We start from the raw sequence: 19,764 nt of genomic DNA, 5'->3' as shown, positions 1-19,764 counted from the left end.
ATCTCTACACCCCGCAAGAATGCTGGAACTACTTTTGCGAGGCCGGATATGCTTCTACGTAAACTGGAAAAGCTTTAGAACCAGCGTTATCCTCTGTACTGTTGCCGTAGAACTCGTCTTTGTTGGTGATGATTTTCCTGTTCTTCTGGTTCCAACCCCTGAAAGGATCCTTCTTCGTCGTATGACCTCAAGGAAATCATCGTCTGTGTTCCCAACCGGCTCCTCTGCAGCATTTGCAGATCCGGACAGTGGCTGTGCCGACCAATCGGCTTTGATCAGATGTCTGGCCTTGGTTCTCAGACATCGGTCTTCTTCGCTGCAGGCAAGCTTTGGAGAACTCGAAGGTTTCTGATCTGCCCGGTATCTGGCGAACCGGGGAATGACCGCTTAACATCGAGACCATGAGAAACGCTGTTGTCTCAGCACTACTGCTCTTCCTTGCTCTAAACCTCCTGTGGTTTGTGGCTCACGCTTTGCACCTTGGCTCAAATGGGTTGTTCGCCGATCACCCAGAAGATTTCTCTCGTGTGTTCATCAATGGTGCCCCACTCGCAAATGCAGGCATTTCTGTTCACATGATGGCAGGTGCTTTGCTCACATTGGGTGCACCTCTTCAGGCATTGCCTATTGTTCGGAACCGCTGGCCGAACCTGCACAGGAAGAACGGATATGTCCTATTCGTGCTTGCGATGATGACCGGGATCGGAGGGCTGTCATACATCATCATTCAGGGAACGATTGGCGGTTGGTGGATGTCGTTCTGGTTCGCGACATATGGGAGCCTCTTGATGTGGTCTGCCATGAACACTGTGCGCTTTGCGATTGCTCGCGATTTTGACCGTCATTTTGCCTGGGCCACCCGCCTTATTGTGTTGGCGGTCGGCTCATGGATTTTCCGGATGCACTATGTCCTCTGGTTCATCTTCACCGATGGGTTGGGGTCGAATGAGGGGCTCACAGGGATCTTCGACCGGGTCCAGGTCGTTGCTTTCTTCCTGCCGTATCTCCTGATCGCAGAACTTCTCCTTCGACGGAGAGCTGCTGCATCAATTGGGGCTGAAGTGAAAGGCTAGTTGAGACTAGCCCCCTTCTGACCATTTTCGCCCTGCAGAGTTGCATCCGTCGATCATGGTCTTGTCGAGTTCCCTGGTTCCTTACCTTGGTTCCAAGCTTCACAGCTGTAGCAGTTCACACCACTCATCGATCACATAAAGGACTTCCTGCTGATGTTGCACACTGGTTCCAAAGACACTGAAATCTCGACGCATAAGATGCTTGATCATCTGGTTCAGGACGAGCGATTTAAGCTGGAAGAGAGCAGAGAGAAATCGAGAACTGGTCGGCAAACCGTTCAGATGTCCATCCGGATGGAGGAGGGGGCATATCTCCAGTTCAAGGCCATGTGCAGTGCTTGTCGCAGAACCAACGGGGATATGCTGCAGCACTTGATGGAGTTCTATCTAACAGGGGGACGATAGAATTCTGAAGGGCAGGGGACGTTAGAGTCGAGCCAGACAAAGAACGACGTTTCGATTGGGACGGAGCCTGATTGAACCGCCCCGGGTTTACCGGAGAGTAAAACACTCAAAGGATGAGCCCTATGACGAAGAGACGATTTACCCCCGCCTATCCGGCTGAACTTCGCGAGCGCGGTGTTCGGCTGTTTCGAGAGAACCGCGCAGATTACACCAGTGATACGGCGGCCTACCGCGCGATCGCGCCGAAGCTTGGTTGTTCTCCCGACAGTCTGCGCGCCTGGTGCCAGCAGGCAGAACGAGATGCTGGACAACGTGCCGGGCTGACCAGCGCCGAGAAGGATCGGGTCAAGGAACTTGAGCGTGAGGTCCGTGAACTTCGCACCGCCAATGAGATCCTGAAGAAGGCCAGCGCATATTTCGCGGCGGCGGAGCTCCTCCGCATCGAAACCAACCAAATGAAAGACGTCCTTGCCGATGTCGACGCCAATCACCGACAGGTCAGAAAGGTCTTCGGCTTTACGTGTGCTCATGACTGCTTCTCCTTCTGCTTCGGGTAAACCCTCTCAGGTTAACCCACCGGGGAAAGCAGCCGGTTCATCCCATTAGCAGACGCTCAGTTGATTCCCACTTCCCATCGCTTCGACTGCAGGAGCACAACATTCGGCTGACCTGCTAGCCTGTGTTACTATCCCGCAAAGCGTGGGAAATCGACCTGCGGGAGGCGCGCAAAATGAGACATTCGGAGGTGCTGGGGTGCTGCCCACACGATTGCCAGGACGGCTGTTCATGGGTGGCGCATGTAGAGGACGGCAAGGTTACCAAGGTCGTCGGCTCAAAGGAGCATCCCTTCACTCGCGGAGTTCTGTGCGCCAAGGTCAATGACTATCAGACCCGCACCTATGCACCCGACCGTCTGTTGCACCCCTTGCGCCGCACGGGTGCCAAGGGCAGCGGCGAGTTCGAGCGGATTTCCTGGGACAAAGCGATACGCGAGATCGCCTTTGAATTTGGAAACATCATCAATGACTGGGGTTCCGAGGCACTGATGCCGCTTCACGACATGGGTTCGGCCGGAGCGTTGCAACGCCGCGCGCTAATGCGCCTGTTCCACCATATCGGCGCAAGCCGCCTCCACGGCAGCCTGTGCGGCCAGTCTGGTAACGCCGTGGCGGCGGAAGGACACCCGATCAGCTTCGATCCCGAGACTCTGGCGGAAAGCGAATGCATCCTACTCTGGGGGGCTAACCTGCTTTCCACGGCCCACCATCACTGGCATTTTTGCCTCGAAGCGAGAAAGATGCGGGGCGCCAAGATCATCAGTATCGATCCGAGACGAACGCGAACTGCCGCAAAATGCGATGAGCACATTTCAATCCGGCCAGGAACGGACGCTGTTCTTGCCGCAGGCATGGCGAATGTACTGGTCGAGGAAGGGCTGGCCGACTTTGAATACGCGCGTTCGGCGGCCGACGATCTGGATGCTTGTCTTGAGGAAATCAAAGCCTGGACGCCCGACCATGTCTGCGAGGTCACAGGAGTGGCGCCGGATGACGTCGTACGAATCGCACGTATCTACGGGGCGGCTCGGCCGGGCACCCTTCGGGTTGGTATCGGCCCTCAGCAATCCCGGTTTGGTGATGTCTTCGTCAAGAGCCTGAGCGCGCTCGCGATCCTGTCGGGCCACTGGAGACTCCCTGGCGGTGGCCTTTCCATCGAGGGCTATCCGACCTTCGACAACGCTGCTCCGGAATGCCCGGAACTTTCGCCGGAGGGAACGCGAAGCCTCCACAGGGGCCAACTTGGTCGGATTCTGACATCGTCGGACCTCGATCCCCCTATCAAGGGACTAATGATATGGGGGCACAATCCCCTTGTGAACCAGATCGATGCCGAGACAGTCAGGCAAGGGTTGTGTCGGGATGATCTGTTTACGGTGGTGATCGAACAGTTCATGACGGACACCGCGCGGCATGCAGACATCGTTTTGCCGTCGACCACCCAGCTCGAACACTTCGACGTTCAGGGCTCATGGGGTCATTGCTATGTGGGGCTGAACCATCCCGCCATCCCGCCGCTCGGAGAGTCCAAGCCGCATACCGAGATCCTGCGCTTCTTGGCAAAAGAAATGGGGCTCGACGAGCCCGCGCTCTTCGCAGACGACGAAACAATCGCCCGTTCCTGCCTGCCGGACGGCTTCGACTGGGCGACGCTCAATCAGCAAGGCTGGCTTTTTGCTCCACAACCGAGGAGAGACCCGGCTTCGATGGGAGGATCTTTGAAGATGTCGATGGGCCTCGACGGGCCGGAGGACCTCAACGTGCGTGACCCCATTGCGATCGGTAAACTTCGGCTCCTTACCGTCAAGCCACATTACCTCCTTAACTCAACATTCGCGAATATGCCGAGACAGGCCGGACAACAGGGAAACCCTACGCTGGAAATGCACCCGGCGGATGCTAAGAGCTTGGGGTTGCAAGATGGCGATCGGGTCCTAGCCCAAAATGGAAAGGGCACGCTGGCGGCGATGCTCCGTGTCACCGATGCCGTTCTCACAGGCACCACGGTTCTCGAAGGGAAGTTTTGGTGGACCGCCAATGAGGATGGTTCGCCGGTCTCAAACCGTTTGGCCAACAGCAACTGGACCGAGGGTGGGCAGCCGACCTTCAATGACATTTTTGTCGAGGTTACCGCAACAAGCGGCTTTGCGGACATCTGACTAAAACGCTCAGATGACTGAGATGAGCCGAGGCTGTGTGGAAACTCTGGATGTTGTATGCTTTCGGCAAAGACCGGAGGCGGGGATGTCGGGCTACATTGAGGGAACCGACCGGGGGCAGATGACGCTGTTTCCGGATCGGCTGGAGGACTGGATCGGCGAGGATAATCCAGTCCGCGTTGTCGACCTTTTCGTGGAGGAGATCGATCTTGTAGAGTTGGGCTTTGGTCGTACGGCTCCGGCGCTGACGGGTCGGCCGGGGTATCACCCGTCGGTTCTGCTGAAGCTGTTCATCTACGGCTATCTCAACCGGGTCTCGTCCAGCCGGGCGCTGGAACGCGAGGCCGGTCGCAATGTCGAGGTGATGTGGCTGACGGGTCGATTGGCCCCGAACCACAAGGCCATCGCCGATTTCCGGCGTGATAACGGGCCAGCCTCCCCTATCCGCGTCCCTCCAGCCCAAGGAGCGCCAAAGTCGCCAAGAAACCGAGCCAGCCGGTAAAGACTGGCACTACGTCCTCCGCAAACAGAAATCAGGCGAGTTTCCACACAGCCTCAGCCCAATGCAGTCGATACAGTTTCGGACAAGATTACTTTGGTCGAAGTAAACAAAAAAACGACACGTCAAACAATACCGCCGCTGGCAGCGAGGAATTGTGTCACCGTGGTACTGTGCCCTGCATCAGATCAGCTTCAGCGTTGTCCGCTGCCCAAGCGCTCGCTGCTTCAGCCGCAACCGGTGTGGCTCCGGGAACGACGTTGATGTAGCTGTCAGTGTCTTCAACAGGCATATGAGCGCGCTGTGTCATTCGATAAAGCGCGTAGACCGCGATCACCATGAAAGTCGCCCCGAGGCTTATCCAAAAAGCGAATGGACCGGTCGCCTCCATCGTCCAGCCTGTAACCAGCGGCCCAAAAATCGCTCCTGCGCCGAACACGAAGACAAGCCCACCTGACGCTCCCGGCATTTCGTCGGCGGTGAGGTAGTCGTTAGTGTAGGCTAGCAGCAGAGCATAAAGAGGTGTCGTCATACCGCCAGCGATGAATGCTGCGCAAATCAGTGCAAATTCACTATCTCTCGCGAAGAAACCCAGGACGCAAAATATAGCACCAATCACCGCAGACCCAAAGATCACTTTGCGGCGGTCAATACGATCAGAAAGCCATCCGATTGGATATTGAAAGACAATGGCGCCCGCGAAGAGCGCAGCAACAAACAAAGAGATTGCATCAGCCGTCATGCCCGTCTGAACGCCGAAGACCGCACCCATACCAGATTGGGTCGCGTAGATGGCACCAAGGAAGAAAATTCCGACTGCGCCCAATGGAGAACTGGAAAACAAGTCTTTGAGTGACATCGCGCGAGACACATTAGCGGCCGGAGCGGGCGAAACTGACAGGAGGATGGGCGCAAATGATATTGAGACAAGGATTGATGCACCAATAAACAGAGTTGCTGTCGCCGCATCCCCGAGTGTGAGCAGCCACTGCGCACCAATGATACCTGCGGTCTGACAAATCATGTAAGCTGATAGAACCTTGCCCCTTGTCTCGTTTGTCGATTGCGCGTTCAGCCAGCTTTCTGCAGTGACGTATATACCCGACATACAAAAGCCGATCAGGACGCGGAGGAAAGTCCAAGTCCACGGGTCAGACATCAGAGGAAAAGCGATCAGCCCTGCCGACATCAGACCGCCGAGAGCGCCGAAAACGCGCACATGTCCCACGCGTCCGATCAAAACCGGCGTATAGCGTGCACCAACGAGAAATCCCGCAAAATACCCCGAAGTGATTACGCCAAGCTCGGGTGCGGAAAAGCCCTCTATGTCGCCACGCAGTCCCATTAACGTGAACTGCATGCCGTTTCCGAGCATTATCAGAACAATACCGACGAGAAGCGCCACGATGCCTGTAAATGCTTGCAATCATCCGCTCCCAGCTTCGAGTTCCCCTTAGCTGACCACTAAGAGCGTTAGGTTGGATGTGCAAACACTTCGAAAGCCAGATGCCAGGTTGTGCTGAGAGGTTTCAATAGAAACTGAACATCTGGCCAGTCTGTAAGCGTTGGTATTCACTTCTTGCCCGCGAAACAAATGTCCTTTTTTGTTTGCGGAACAGTCCTCTGCCTGAAAACGCCCGACGATCGCCCGGGGTCAGAAGTATAAGCGGCCCATGCATTAGGCCCAGTACCGCCTGCCATCTGATGAGTTTTCATACTTAGTCCAGAGGGGGGCCAGTGAATGACATATTGTGACGCGAGGCGGACTCTTCGATGGCAGGCATGTCTTCTGGAATACTGAATTGACCAGCGGCCATATCGGCAAAAAAGCCCTCAAAACCTCCAGGCGTCAGAATGACGAGATGCCGACAAGGCTCTTCACTATTGACCTTGAAGGTGTGCTCCTTGCCGCGCGGAATGAACACACTTTCACCGGCAGCGGCGACCTGTTCCTCACCTTCAATCCAGAAGCGGCAACTGCCTGTCAACACAACGAACGTTTCATCTTCTTTGTGATGGATATGGCGGGGTGGTCCACTCTCGGGCGGCGACGTGCTGTCTACAATGCATATCGCGCCTTTGGTATCATTTGTACTGAGTATGGTTTTATAGGACACACCCAACCATTCCATGTAACCTTTATCCATTGCTGCTTTGCCCACGCGTTGTTTTCTCCTTTCTACTCAGGAACATGAAACAATTTCCCTAAGCTATCGTCAACGAGCAATCCGATATCGCGATCCCACCCGAGATCAAACGTTTCCAAACGGAACAACGGATAAACGCGACGAATGCGTTATCTTTGAAAAAGACGCAGATATCCCCAAAGAGCCCGATCCGAACCCGCCCGAACAGCTCAGCTGACCGAATTCCTGTCAATGAGAACGCCGTGTTGACTTCTTCTCAGTCGATCAGTAGCAGAGCCAATTCTCCGTTCCGGTGGGCTATCTCCCAAATTCCAGCGATTTCGGCTACCATCCCTACGTTGAGAACAATCAAGGACTGATACACCGGCAAACCAAAGGAGGGATGCAAAATGAATAGGAACTCGTTATTAGGAGCGGCGATCGTATCCTCTTTCGCCGTTAGTTTTGCATTCGCCGATGATCCCATTGCCCTCACCCTTGTATCCTGGGGCGGTGCATATCAGGCGAGCCAGCAGAAGGCCTATGCCGAGCCCTACGCGGCGTTACACCCCAATGTCAGCTTCGTCTGGGACGAAAGCTCAGCAGCAGCAGTTGCCAAGCTCCGTGCAATGACCGAGGCGGGTAATACCACCTGGGACCTTGTTGATGTGGTTGCATCCGACGCGATCCGTCTCTGCGACGAGGGGCTTGCGATGGAAATTGATCACGATGAAGTGCTTTCGCCCGCACCAGATGGCACACCAGCATCCGAGGATTTTGGAGATTTGATTGTGTCAGACTGCTTCATCCCTCAAGTCGTTTACTCTACCGCATTCGGCTACCGAACCGATGTTACGGAGTGGGGCGGTGCAGAACCGGACGATGTCTGCGACTTTTTCGACCTTGAGACGTTTCCGGGAAAGCGCACCCTTGAGAGGCAACCGATCAACAATCTCGAATGGGCACTCTTATGTTCCGGAGTTCCAAAAGATGATGTGTACGATGTTCTGGAAACGCCAGAGGGGCAGGACAGAGCTTTTGCAAAGCTGGATGAGATCAAAGAGCAGGTCGTCTGGTGGACAGCGGGGGCCGAACCCCCTCAGTTGTTGGCCGACGCTGAGGTGGTTTTTGGATCAGGCTACAACGGCAGGCTCTTCTCAGTAATCGAGGAGCAAGGCCAACCGATTGCTATGCTATGGGACGCCCAGGTTTTCGATCTAGACGGCTGGATAATTCCGGCGGACTTGGATGATGACCGCAAGCAAGCTGCATTAGACTTCGTGCGTTTTGCGACGGACACGCAGCGGCTTGCTGATCAAGCGAAGTATATCCCTTACGGTCCGGCGAGACGCTCTTCTGCACCGCTGGTAGGCAAACACGCAGAACTGGGGGTAGATATGGCCGGACATATGCCAACCGATCCGGGAAATGCGAAAAATACCTTCATCTACAATTATGAATGGTGGGCAGATTACCGAGACGATCTGGATGCAAAATTCCAGTCCTGGCTATCACGGTGAACTAAGGCGGCAGAAGTCGGCTGTCTGATTTTCATCTCCCGATAGGAGGAGAAACTCATCTGCGATAGGGTGATCCCGGACCAAAAATCGGAGGTATTATGGAACGCAGACTTGCAGCAATAATGGCAACTGATGTGGTCGGGTTTGCGGCCTTGGTTGACAAAGACGAAGGCGGAACACTGGAGCAAGTGGAGCATCTTCGTCGGGACGTCATCGAGATGCTGGTTCAAGCCAACAGGGGTCGGCTATTCAAATCGTTGGGCGACGGCTTCTTAGCGGAGTTTTCCAGCACTTTAGAAGCCGTGAAGTGCGCTATAGGTATCCAGCGCACGATGGCTCTGAGGAAGCCTGACCCAGCGGCGGTCGAACTAAGGTTGCGCGTCGGCGTGTCAGTCGGCGACGTAGTAGTACAGGATGACGACTTGCTGGGTAACGGAGTAAACACCGCGGCCCGGCTTGAAGCTCTCGCCGAGCCGGGCGGAATCGCTATTTCCGGAGAGGTAATGGCTCAAGTACGCGGCAAAATTGATATCGAATTCGACGATGCGGGATATAAGAAACTCAAGCAGAGCGATGCGCCGTTGCATGTCTATATGACACGTGCGAAACGCGACGCGTTGGGCGGGTTCATGGATCTCGATCCTGACGCAATCCAGAACGCACTCGTAACTGGCGGTTGCCTATGCGGTAAGGTTCGCTACGAAATCAATGCGCCAGCACTGAGTTCTGGTTATTGTCATTGTCGTATATGCCAAAAGTTTACCGGCTCAACGATATGCGCCTACACCGCGTTTCCGGCGTCTTCAGTGCGATTTACCGGTGCCAAGCCAAAGTATTTCACCTCATCCCCGATCGCCCGGCGAGGTTTCTGCGCTGTATGTGGCTCCAGCCTCGTTTACCATATGATGCGCCCGCATGAAGCAGCACATCTAGTGATTTTTACCACTAGTCTCGACAATCCGCAGGACTATGCACCGGCGGCCCACAATGGGATGGAGAGCCGAGTGCCATGGTTCGAAATCCTTGACGATCTGCCACGTACGCGGTCCGAGGACTCACGTGTGCTCCAGGAAGCATGGTCGAGCGCTGGTCTACCCGACCCTGCAACTTGGGGACCCTGCGCGAAGGTGCCAGACATCTTCTGAGAGCGATTAGATCTCACCGCTGTCGCAGAAGTCTAAACGCCAATATTTTGAATGTGATGGACGCAAATTTGAAAGTGCGGCCGGTCTTTAAAAGTGGAATGACGGCTCTGTCCCGCGATCCGTGAATTCGAGCTGGGCGGCACTTCGGCGGTGCAGCGAAAGTCCGGTCTGGTGAAGCTGCACCGCGGAGCTTGACGACATCGGCAATCGCCGCAATGGGCCGTTCGCCCCAGTTCGAGCGGGAACGCCGAAGGTCGGAAAAGTCCGCTTCTGAGACATCGGACGGAGTCAAAATGAGTGGCTGGTGTTGGCAAAAGCAGACGTTGCCTCGATGCGGCTAGGTAAAAGTGTACGCTGACGGCGGCTTTGCGGTCATACGACAACAAGCATCAGATGAACCAGAAGAGCCCGAAGTGGACGCTTAAGAGAGACACAAATCAGATGTTTTCAGGTATGGAACCTTCCAGAAATTCTCCTTTGAACGTGTCTGATACATGAACACTGATGATCTCGGTGGTCTGCCTACCGGCGGTCAGAACATTGTGCGGCGTGTTGGCTGGAATGATCAGAATATCGCCTTCAGAAACCTCCATTTCGTCATCGCCGATGATTACATGGCCTTGACCTTTGCGCACGATATACACCTCGTCATACGGGTGTTTGTGAAGTGGCGGCCCCTTTCCAGCCTCACGTACCTCATTGAACAGAAACGAGACGCCGGTATCGACCGCCCGTCCTTCAAATTTTCCATTCCAACCTTCCGCAGAGGCCCAGTCAGACCGCCGCAAGAGCTTGTATGCCATTCCAAATCTCCTGCATGTTCCTTGGTATCGTATACCACGGATCAATGGCCGCCTCATCTGCTGAGCAGCCGTCGGAGCGGTACCCGAGGAGTATTAGCTTCTGAAAATTGCGAAGTGCACACCCAGCCCGAGGGGCGAAGGTAAGGTCATACCTGGATAAGGGAGTATCTCCGTCGTCGAGGCTTCGATCGAGAGATCGTATACTATGGCGGAGATGAAAGGGTCGTGGCGATTTGGGACGAAGTCTTGAGCAGTCATGCTCTTCCAGAGGGGCTGAGCGCCGAGTTCATTCAGAACGAGTGGTCCCAAGTGGTGCAGGCGCAAGGTTTGCAGAGCCGAGAAGACTATCTCAAAGCGGCGCGGACGGGACGAGGAACACGTCTCGACCGACGAACTCGCGCCAGCCTTTGGCCGATCTTCGAGACGTTCCGCGCTCGAATGCGCGAAGAAGGTCTCGCGGAACCTGACGATGCTTTTAGGGAAGCGACATCTCTCTTGGAAGTCGATGCCGAGACCCTTCCTTACTCAGCGGTCGTCGTTGATGAAGCGCAGGACATGGGGCCACAGGCCTTTAAGTTGATCCGCGCCATTGCACCCGATGGAGAGAAAGGCGGAAAGAACTCTATCTTCATCGTTGGCGATGCTCATCAACGCATTTACCAACGGCGTGCTTCATTGTCTTCCTGTGGGATTGAGGTGCGTGGAAGGTCGAGAAGGCTCCGTTTGAATTATCGAACATCAGAGAACATTCGGCGATGGGCTGTGTCCGTCCTTGATGGTGTGGAAATCGATGATTTGGATGACGGAACTGAGACCGAAGCAGGATATAAGAGCCTCTTTTCAGGCGTGGAGCCTGAGTTTGCTTCCGCTTCCGATCGCGACAATGAAGCCCAGTTGATATTCCAGCGCTTGGCGACGTTAAGAAAGGCCACAGATAGTGATTTAGAAGCAGCCTCTGAACCATCAGCATGCGTTCTGATGCGCACGAATAGAGAGGTTGATGCAATGGGAGACCGACTTCGCAACTTAGGGCTAGAGACTGTCCGACTGCGCGACAATCAGGCCGACGATCCGTCGATGCCAGGTCTAAGGCTGGCGACCATGCACCGGTCGAAAGGTCTGGAGTTTGACTGGATTTTCATCGCCGGCGCCGAAGAAGGCTCTTTGCCACCGCATGCTGCTCTGGCCAGTGCTGTCGACGCAGCCATGCGTCGAGCAATCATTGATCAGGAACGATCTCTGGTGCACGTCGCAGCTACTCGAGCCAAATCCTTCTTGCACGTGAGCTGGGTCGGACAGCCGGCAAGCATCTTGAAAGGGGTTTCCTCCTAAGTGTCTCAGGGCACGTGCCCTGCTGTCAGCTACTTTCCCGTAAGACAGATTATGGTAAAATACTGATAAGAAAGCAACGCCATGCAATCCACTTTCATCGGGTCGCCATCCACACCAAAAAAAGGCCGACGCTTGGTTAGCGTCGGCCAGTTCTTGGGAGAGGAAAAATGAAGTGGTGAAAAACCTCTAGTGGTAATCGTCGACTATTGCCTGCATCTCGGCGCCTTGGCGCAGAGTCTCCAAGAATGTGGAGAACAGCGTTCCTACCACGAAAGAAGCGTTCCGAGATACGGGCGAGAATGTCAGCCTGAGCGTCTGCATTTTTCTGTCCTTTGGTGGCCTCGCCATAACCAGCGATGCTTAGCTTCTAGCAAGGCGGCTTGTTTTCCGTCTGTGAACTGCTTCACAGAGACACGAGAAATTCCAGATCCTTCGCAATGCATCGTCATCGGCGATAAAGATAGGGTGTTTTTCCGGCACCTGGATCGCGCAGGGCCGAACGCGTCTAGTCGTCATAACCGGCGATTTCGAAAAGCGTGGAGCGGTCCAGCAGCTCGATTGAGCCGCGACTTGTTTTCAGAATGCCCTGCCTGCTCCAGGTGGACAGGATCTTGGATACGGCCTCGCGTGTCGCCCCGGCGAAATCGGCCAGGTCTGTTTGGGAGAGCGTCAGCTTGCGGGCCCCGTCCCTGTCCTCGGCCATGAGATAGAGAAGCTTCCGGGCCAGCCTCGCGGGCAGCGGCATGAAAACGTACTCGTGCAGCTGTTGGTTCATCCAACGCATCCGCTTGCCCATCATCATGAGAAGCTCGAGGGCGAGCGAGGGGTTGTGGGATGCTTCGCGTAACAAATCGTCATGTGTCAGCTGCGCGAGACGAGAGGGTTCGAGAGTCCTGGCAGTGGCGGTCCGCACGCCGGGATCAAAGAGGGCGATCTCCCCAAAAATGTGACCGGCGCGCATCACGTCGACAGACAGACGCCGACCATCGTGCCAAAGCAGCGATATCTCGACGCTGCCGTCCAGCACGATGAAGAGCGAGTCGCCGAGATCGTTTTCCTCGAAGAGCACCTTATGCGCGTCCAGGGTTACTTCCCGCGCAGCCGCCGAGAACAATTCGAGGATACGCTCAGACGCGCTCTTGATATCGTCATGACTTGGAAACATGGGCTCAGCCTCCCCTGGGTTGCATCCATTATAGCGGAAAACGGGTCAGCCGGGGTACCGCCTTTTGGGGTTCGATGGCTCCGATCTCTCGTGCTCCCGCTTAGCCAAAAGCCTGGAACCACTACTGAGGCCTCGCGGTCACGCTTTTCGAATACCTTCCCCATATCTTGACGCAGGCATATTCAGCCGCGATGCTGAATATATGAGCAGTTTGAAAACTCTCGTTTTGGCGATCGCCCTTTCCGCTGTCAGCAACCTGCCGGCGGCCGCGCAGGACGATCTTTCAAGTATCTTTGCCACCTGCGTCGGCCGGTTCTCGGCGCAGGTGGAGCATGCATGGCTGATCGGCGATCCCGCGACTGACGCGTATGAACATCAACGTCGCACGTTTCTCTCATTGCTTGACGCCACAGCCGCATCCACCGGGATGGCCGACCGCCTCCACCACCGGATCGAGGCAAAATATGTCCACGCGCGCCTGCTCTCTCATGCAGATTTCCATGACGATCCCAGGCGCAAGCGTCTCGCGCGCCGGTTGGCCGAGGCGCGGCTGACCGCGTGCAACCGTCTGCTGCTCGATAGTTGATATAGTGAACCAGTATGCATTTTGCTCAAATATTCACCCGCATTTCGCCAAATGCGGGGTTTTTCAGCGCTGCACTGCGGCGAAATGCGTTTCCTGCGCCAATCGACTCCAGCAGAACCGGAAAACTGCCTAACACCATGCGCAGGGTCGCTGCGACCCGGATAAATGCGCGATGGTGCGGCCTGGAAACCAAAACCGCAATAGATGCGTACGCATGTATATGGGGCGTTCCGGCGCCGCTGGCAAGCGCTTTGCGCATCGCAACAAGGATACTGCGATGTCACCCAAACTGTTGAAAACCTCCGCTGTCGCGCTGCTGATGGGCAGCGCCCTGCCTGCCCTTGCCGATTGTCCGGTCAAAGTGGGCGTGCTGCATTCGCTCTCGGGCACCATGGCGATTTCCGAAACAACGCTGAAAGACACCATGGAAATGCTGGTCGAACAGCAGAACGCCAAGGGTGGTCTGCTGGGCTGCGAGCTGGAGGCCGTTGTCGTCGATCCCGCATCCGACTGGCCGCTCTTTGCCGAGAAGGCGCGCGAATTGCTGACCGTCCACAACGTCGACGTCATCTTTGGCAACTGGACTTCCGTGTCGCGCAAATCGGTGCTGCCGGTGATCGAGGAGCTGAACGGGCTGCTGTTCTATCCGGTGCAGTACGAGGGGGAGGAAAGCTCCAAGAACGTCTTCTATACCGGTGCGGCACCGAACCAGCAGGCGATCCCGGCGACGGACTACTTCCTTGAAGAGCTCGGCGTTGAAAAATTTGCACTGCTGGGCACCGATTACGTTTATCCGCGCACCACGAACAACATCCTCGAGGCCTACCTGAAGGACAAGGGCATCGCTGCAGAGGATATCTTTGTCAATTACACGCCCTTCGGCCATTCCGACTGGTCCAAGGTTGTGGCTGACGTTGTCGCACTGGGGGCCGATGGCAAGAAGGTCGGCGTGATCTCGACCATCAACGGCGATGCGAACGTCGGTTTCTACAAGGAACTCGCCGCTGCAGGTATCTCGGCCGATGACATTCCGGTCGTCGCCTTCTCGGTGGGTGAGGAAGAGCTGTCGGGCCTCGATACCACGAACCTCGTCGGTCACCTCGCTGCCTGGAAGACCCGCATGGGTGAAGACCGCGTGACCAACGACCCGATGGAGGCGCACTACATCGGCTTCAACATGTGGGTGAACGCGGCGACCGGCGCGGGGACAACCGACGTCGACGCGGTGCGCACCGCGATGTACGGTCAGGAATTCCCGAACCTGACAGGCGGCACGGCGGTCATGCTGCCGAACCATCACCTCTCCAAGCCCGTCCTGATCGGCGAGATCCAGGAAGACGGCCAGTTCGACATCATCTCCCAGACCGAGGAAGTCCCGGGCGATGCCTGGACGGATTTCCTGCCGGAATCGGCCGTGCTTGTCTCGGATTGGAAGGACCTTGGCTGCGGGATGTACAACACCGAGACCAAGACCTGCGTGCAGATCAAGTCGAACTACTGATCTGACGATGATGATCCACCGGGGCATGCATCGCACGCCCCGGTGACCTGATCCGATACCGGAGCTTTCCTTGATGTTGCTTTCGTTCAGGCGGCTGGCCGCAACGATCCTGATATCTATCGCGATGGCCCTGCCCGCCGCAGCTCAGGATGCAGCCTCGCCGATCCAGACACTGCTGCAGGAGCATGCGGAGGAAATCCGCAAATCCTCGCGCCGCACTATCGGGCCCGCGATCGATGCGCTGGCGGCGAGCGGTCTCAGGGACGCACAGGTCGTTCTCGAGCAGTGGCAGAACAAGGACATGTGGGTGGATGAGGAGACCGGCCTCTTCGTCTTTGCCGAAAAGGTAGACCGCAACACGCTGCGCATCTTCGACGTGGCGGGCGGTGCCGAGGTAGGTGTGTTTTCCAAGGACCGCTACGACCAGCTCAAGCCAAACTCGGGTATTCGCGGGCTGATCGGTTCGGCGCTGGTGCAATTCCAGCTGAACGATTCCGATCCTGCCACCCGCGCCACCGCATTGACCGCCATCGAGCGTGACGCGGAGGTATCGCATCTGACCGCCCTGCGCGGTTCCATCGTGTCAGAGGGTGACCCGGCACTGAAAGCGCGCAAGGAGCGGCTGGAACGGCTCTTGACCATCCGTTTTGCGCAGGTCGAGGCGGAACGTATCGCGGCTATCAATTCATTCTCGGGCGATCTGGGCGTCGACCTGCGCGCCGCACTGACCCCTCTTGTCGCCACACGACTTGAGGCCGCCCCGCTGACCGAGACCCTCGCGCCCGAAGTCAGGATCCTGACCGTCGGCAAATCGCTTTCCGCCGCGGAGGCCTACGCGCTGCTGGTGGACAAGGACCTTGCGCCACCCCGCACCGACCCTTCGGCACTGCGCGATACCCTGATCGCGCATATCGAGAACGGTGAGGTCGCCGGCGTGCAGGTCGCCACGCTCGACACAGATGCCGCGCGCATGGCCGCCTATGTAAAATTGGCCGAGACCGGTGCGGCAGCCCCGCTCGTCACCGAGGAGGACGTTGCCGCCTCGCTCGCCCGCTTTGCCTTCTTCGAGGTTTTTGTCGGCGCACCCCTACCCGTGGCGTTGGCCGCGCAGGAGGCCCTTGGCGATATCGAGGCGAAGCTGGCGCTGAGCCAGACAGCGGATCTGGCGCTGGATGGTCTCTCCCTCGCCTCGATCTACTTCCTTGCCGCGATCGGCCTTGCCATCACCTTTGGCGTGATGGGGGTGATCAACATGGCCCATGGTGAGTTCATCATGATTGGTGCATACACAGGTTATGTCGTGCAGCTTTTCGTACCCGACTACACGCTGTCGATCCTGCTCGCCATTCCGCTGGCCTTTGCCATCACCTTCGGCGCAGGAGTGGCGATGGAGCGGCTGGTGATCCGCTGGCTCTACCACCGCCCGCTGGAAACCCTGCTTGCCACCTTCGGCGTCTCCATCGCGCTGCAGCAGCTGGCCAAGAACATCTTCGGCACGCAGGCGCGACCCTTGACAGCGCCCGGCTGGCTGAACGGGTCTTTGGTGATCAACGACGTGATCGCAATCAGCTACATCCGCATCGCGATCTTCGTGCTGGCGCTGATCTTCCTCGCGGTCTTCCTCTTTGTCATGAACCGCACCCGACTGGGGCTGGAAGTGCGCGCGGTCACCCAGAACCCGCGCATGGCAGCGTCCATGGGGATCAACCCCGACCGCATCAACATGCTGACCTTCGGTTTCGGATCCGGCATCGCGGGCATCGCCGGGGTGGCAATCGGGCTTTATGCAAAGGTGACGTCCGAGATGGGTTCGGACTACATCGTTCAAAGCTTCATGACCGTGGTCGTGGGCGGCGTCGGGAACATCTGGGGTACGCTGCTCGGGGCGACGCTCGTGGGCACGCTTCAGAAGGGGATCGAATGGCTGAACCCCTCGAACACGCTGGCGGCGCAGACCTACATGATCCTCTTCATAATCCTCTTCATCCAGTTCAGGCCGCGCGGGATCATCGCGCTCAAGGGCCGGGCGGCGGAGGCATGACGATGTGGCGCGTGAGCAAAACTCTTTCAAGAGTTTTTCCAAATTCCTTCGAAGGAATTTGCCAAGGTTTTTGCAAAAGCCTCGCGGGGGCGCATACATGACCGACATCGCCGCCACACACACGCCCCGCCGCCCCTTTGTTGCGCGCTATCCGTCGGTGCTGATCTTCCTCGGCCTTCTGGCCCTCTTAACCCTCGGCGTCACGATCCTTGCCGAAGGGTTCGGCATCGGTGTGATCTCCACCAGCTTCGTCAAAACGCTGGGCAAGATGCTCTGCCTCTGCCTCGTTGCCCTCGCCATGGACCTCGTCTGGGGCTACTGCGGCATCCTCTCGCTCGGTCACATGGCCTTCTTCGGCATCGGCGGCTACGCCATCGGCATGTGGCTGATGTATGCGCGGACCGAGATCATCGTGCGCGAGAGCCTCGCCGCCGCCCCCCTGCCCCCGACACCACAAGAGATCTCGGACGGCATCGCAGGCCAGATCTTTGGCGTCGTGGGTGCGTCCGAGTTTCCGCCGATCTGGGCTTTCGCCCATTCCCTGCCGCTGCAACTGCTTGCCGTCGTGCTGATCCCCGGCTTGATCGCACTCATCTTCGGCTGGCTCGCCTTCCGCAGCCGGGTGACGGGCGTCTACCTGTCGATCCTCACGCAGGCGATGACACTCGCCCTGTCGCTCTACCTTTTCCAGAACGACAGCGGGTTGCGCGGCAACAATGGCCTCTCGGGTCTGCAGAACCTGCCGGGCCTTGACCATGTGCCGCAATCAACCATTTCCATTGTCTTCCTCTGGGCCTCGGCCGCAGCCCTAGGCCTGGGCTACGTGCTTTGCGCCTGGGTGGTCTCGGGCAAGTTCGGCTCGGTCATCCGCGCGATCCGGGATGACGAGGCGCGTGTGCGCTTCCTCGGCTACTCGGTCGAGGCCTACAAGCTCTTCATCTTCACTTTCACCGCCGTCATCGCAGGCATTGCCGGCGCGCTCTATTATCCCCAGGCGGGCATCATCAACCCGGCCGAGATCGCCCCCATCGCCTCTATCTACCTCGCCGTCTGGGTCGCCATCGGCGGACGCGGCAGGCTCTACGGCGCTGTCATCGGCGCGGCCTTCGTCTCGCTCCTCTCCACCTGGTTCACCGGCGGGCAGGCCCCCGACATCAACCTCGGGTTCTACACCATCCAATGGGTCGACTGGTGGACGATCCTGCTGGGCCTGTCATTCGTCGCCGTCACCCTGTTCGCCCCGCGCGGCATCGGCGGGCTGACCGATCTGATTACCGAACGCCGCCATCCCGACCGCCATGGCGCGGACCTTGGCCCCGACCCCGGCGCGCTGCAGGAACGGGAGGCCGAGAAATGAGCATGCTTCTTGAGGTCTCCGGCGTCTCCGTTTCCTTCGACGGGTTCAGGGCCATCAACAACCTGACGTTCCAGATCGGCCCCGCCGAAATGCGCGCGGTGATCGGCCCGAACGGCGCGGGCAAGACCACCTTCATGGACATCATCACCGGCAAGACACGGCCCGACAGTGGCAGCGTCCTTTTTTGGGGCGATAAGTCCGTCTCACTGCTCTCCATGTCCGAAAGCCGCATCGCGCAGGAAGGCATCGGGCGCAAGTTCCAGCGACCCACGGTCTTCGAAGACCAGAGCGTCGCAGACAACCTGATGCTGGCGCTTAAGAAAGACCGGAGTCCCTTTTCCGTGCTGCGTTTCCGCCCTTCCAAAGCGGACCTAGAAAAGGTGGCGGACCTTGCCGATCAGATCGGCCTTGCCCCTGCCCTGCATCGCAAATCTGGCGAGCTGTCGCACGGACAGAAACAATGGCTGGAAATCGGCATGCTGCTTGCGCAGGAACCCCGCCTGCTGCTGGTCGACGAACCGGCTGCGGGCATGACGGCGGCAGAGCGGGAACACACAACCGAACTTCTGGTCGAGGCCGCCAAGACCCGCGCGGTTATCGTCGTGGAGCACGATATGGAATTCGTCCGCCGCCTTGGCTGCAAGGTCACCGTGCTGCACGAAGGGTCGGTCCTGGCCGAGGGCAGCCTCGACCATGTGACATCGAACGAGAGAGTGATCGAGGTGTATCTTGGCCGCTGACCTTCTCGATATCCGCGACCTGACCCTGCATTATGGCAGCAGCCAGATCCTGAACGGCGTCAGCATCAGCGCCCGGGAGGGCGAAGTGACCTGCGTCATGGGTACCAACGGTGTGGGCAAGACCAGCCTGCTCAAGGCGATCTCGGGCACGCACCCCCATAGCGGCGGCGACTATCTCCTTGAGGGCGAAACCATCGGCAGAACCGCCGCGCACGCCCTTGCGCAAAAGGGCGTGGCCTATGTTCCACAGGGCCGGGAGATCTTTCCTTTCCTTACCGTGCGCGAAAACCTGGAGACCGGCTTCGCCTGCCTGCCCCGCGCCGAACGCTTCATCTCCGACGACATCTTCGAGCTGTTTCCGATCCTCAAGGAATTCCTTTCACGCCGCGGCGGGGACCTGTCCGGCGGGCAGCAACAGCAACTTGCCATCGCCCGCGCGCTGATCACCCGGCCGAAACTCCTGCTGCTGGATGAGCCGACCGAGGGCATTCAGCCCAACATCATCAAACACATCGGCGAAGTGATCAAAGCCCTGCGCGACCGGGGCGACATGGCCATCGTGCTTGTCGAACAATTCCTCGATTTCGCCTACGACCTCGGCGACCGGTTCCTCGTTCTGGAACGCGGTGCCGCAACCCTGCGCGGGACAAAAAGCGAAATTTCGCTCGCCCGGCTGCAAAAGGCTGTATCGGTCTGATTTCTTGACTTTGCTCAATCCGGGCAACGCCTGCGGTAATACCTTTTGCCGGTCCCAT

At 57.5% G+C, this 19,764-nt stretch carries 18 protein-coding genes and 1 pseudogene; 14 read left to right on the top strand and 5 right to left on the bottom strand.

The features are described from left to right. From AB2B41_RS12750 to AB2B41_RS12730, 5 genes and pseudogenes are all read left to right on the top strand, one after another. On the top strand, positions 1–352 hold a 352-nt coding region (locus tag AB2B41_RS12750; protein ID WP_367878178.1), incomplete at its 5' end, for a hypothetical protein. Between the two features lie 49 nt (positions 353–401). Beyond that, the gene (locus tag AB2B41_RS12745; protein ID WP_367878177.1) at positions 402–1,073 is read left to right on the top strand and encodes a DUF2306 domain-containing protein; all 672 of its coding nucleotides are present in this window, start codon (positions 402–404) and stop codon (positions 1,071–1,073) included. Between the two features lie 527 nt (positions 1,074–1,600). After that, positions 1,601–2,035, top strand: coding sequence for a transposase (locus tag AB2B41_RS12740; RefSeq protein WP_367878176.1), 435 nt, complete (start codon positions 1,601–1,603; stop codon positions 2,033–2,035). Between the two features lie 122 nt (positions 2,036–2,157). After that, positions 2,158–4,194 carry a molybdopterin-containing oxidoreductase family protein gene (locus AB2B41_RS12735; protein ID WP_367878175.1) on the top strand — a complete coding sequence of 679 codons (2,037 nt, stop codon included), beginning with the start codon at positions 2,158–2,160 and terminating at the stop codon, positions 4,192–4,194. Positions 4,195–4,279: 85 nt separating this feature from the next. Then, positions 4,280–4,630: pseudogene (locus AB2B41_RS12730) on the top strand (transposase); the annotation flags it as partial. 223 nt (positions 4,631–4,853) lie between these two features. Here the strand turns inward: AB2B41_RS12730 and AB2B41_RS12725 are convergent. Beyond that, on the bottom strand, positions 4,854–6,119 hold the full coding sequence (locus tag AB2B41_RS12725) for an MFS transporter (protein WP_367878174.1): 1,266 nt from the start codon (positions 6,117–6,119) through the stop codon (positions 4,854–4,856). Between the two features lie 292 nt (positions 6,120–6,411). Beyond that, positions 6,412–6,855, bottom strand: a complete 444-nt coding sequence (locus AB2B41_RS12720) for a cupin domain-containing protein (RefSeq protein WP_367878173.1) — start codon at positions 6,853–6,855, stop codon at positions 6,412–6,414. 374 nt (positions 6,856–7,229) lie between these two features. On the opposite strand from AB2B41_RS12720, the gene AB2B41_RS12715 reads away from it, so the two are divergent. Further along, positions 7,230–8,339: an extracellular solute-binding protein gene (locus tag AB2B41_RS12715; RefSeq protein WP_367878172.1), complete on the top strand. Its 1,110-nt coding sequence runs from the start codon at positions 7,230–7,232 to the stop codon at positions 8,337–8,339. 98 nt (positions 8,340–8,437) lie between these two features. Next, complete coding sequence (locus tag AB2B41_RS12710) at positions 8,438–9,484, top strand: GFA family protein (RefSeq protein ID WP_367878171.1); 1,047 nt, start codon at positions 8,438–8,440, stop codon at positions 9,482–9,484. 437 nt (positions 9,485–9,921) lie between these two features. Here the strand turns inward: AB2B41_RS12710 and AB2B41_RS12705 are convergent, their stop codons facing one another. Then, a complete protein-coding gene (locus AB2B41_RS12705) occupies positions 9,922–10,287 on the bottom strand; it encodes a cupin domain-containing protein (RefSeq protein WP_367878170.1) in 366 nt (121 codons plus the stop codon). Positions 10,288–10,512: 225 nt separating this feature from the next. On the opposite strand from AB2B41_RS12705, the gene AB2B41_RS12700 reads away from it, so the two are divergent. Further along, positions 10,513–11,619: a 3'-5' exonuclease gene (locus tag AB2B41_RS12700; RefSeq protein ID WP_367878169.1), complete on the top strand. Its 1,107-nt coding sequence runs from the start codon at positions 10,513–10,515 to the stop codon at positions 11,617–11,619. Between the two features lie 505 nt (positions 11,620–12,124). Here AB2B41_RS12700 and AB2B41_RS12695 read toward each other — a convergent pair. Further along, positions 12,125–12,784, bottom strand: a complete 660-nt coding sequence (locus tag AB2B41_RS12695) for a Crp/Fnr family transcriptional regulator (RefSeq protein WP_367878168.1) — start codon at positions 12,782–12,784, stop codon at positions 12,125–12,127. Between the two features lie 202 nt (positions 12,785–12,986). On the opposite strand from AB2B41_RS12695, the gene AB2B41_RS12690 reads away from it, so the two are divergent. After that, on the top strand, positions 12,987–13,370 hold the full coding sequence (locus tag AB2B41_RS12690) for a hypothetical protein (protein ID WP_367878167.1): 384 nt from the start codon (positions 12,987–12,989) through the stop codon (positions 13,368–13,370). 25 nt (positions 13,371–13,395) lie between these two features. On the opposite strand, the gene AB2B41_RS12685 is transcribed toward AB2B41_RS12690, so the two are convergent. Beyond that, positions 13,396–13,629 carry a hypothetical protein gene (locus AB2B41_RS12685; RefSeq protein WP_367878166.1) on the bottom strand — a complete coding sequence of 78 codons (234 nt, stop codon included), beginning with the start codon at positions 13,627–13,629 and terminating at the stop codon, positions 13,396–13,398. An 18-nt stretch (positions 13,630–13,647) separates the two neighbouring features. On the opposite strand from AB2B41_RS12685, the gene AB2B41_RS12680 reads away from it, so the two are divergent. From AB2B41_RS12680 to urtE, 5 genes are all read left to right on the top strand, one after another. Then, entirely contained in the window at positions 13,648–14,871 is a 1,224-nt protein-coding gene (locus AB2B41_RS12680; protein ID WP_420014289.1) for an ABC transporter substrate-binding protein, read from the top strand. Between the two features lie 73 nt (positions 14,872–14,944). Then, entirely contained in the window at positions 14,945–16,912 is a 1,968-nt protein-coding gene (urtB, locus tag AB2B41_RS12675; protein WP_367878165.1) for an urea ABC transporter permease subunit UrtB, read from the top strand. Positions 16,913–17,009: 97 nt separating this feature from the next. Then, on the top strand, positions 17,010–18,269 hold the full coding sequence (gene urtC / locus AB2B41_RS12670; RefSeq protein WP_367878164.1) for an urea ABC transporter permease subunit UrtC: 1,260 nt from the start codon (positions 17,010–17,012) through the stop codon (positions 18,267–18,269). Further along, positions 18,266–19,009, top strand: a complete 744-nt coding sequence (gene urtD / locus AB2B41_RS12665) for an urea ABC transporter ATP-binding protein UrtD (protein WP_367878163.1) — start codon at positions 18,266–18,268, stop codon at positions 19,007–19,009. Before urtC ends, urtD begins: the two co-directional genes overlap by 4 nt. Then, positions 18,999–19,706, top strand: coding sequence for an urea ABC transporter ATP-binding subunit UrtE (gene urtE / locus AB2B41_RS12660; protein WP_367878162.1), 708 nt, complete (start codon positions 18,999–19,001; stop codon positions 19,704–19,706). Before urtD ends, urtE begins: the two co-directional genes overlap by 11 nt. The last annotated feature ends 58 nt before the right edge of the window (positions 19,707–19,764 follow it).

It is taken from the genome of Sulfitobacter sediminis (genome assembly GCF_040811725.1).
Taxonomy (GTDB): Bacteria; Pseudomonadota; Alphaproteobacteria; order Rhodobacterales; family Rhodobacteraceae; genus Sulfitobacter; species Sulfitobacter sediminis.
Note: the sequence above shows the minus strand (reverse complement) of the source record. Positions and strands in the feature narration are given on the sequence as shown.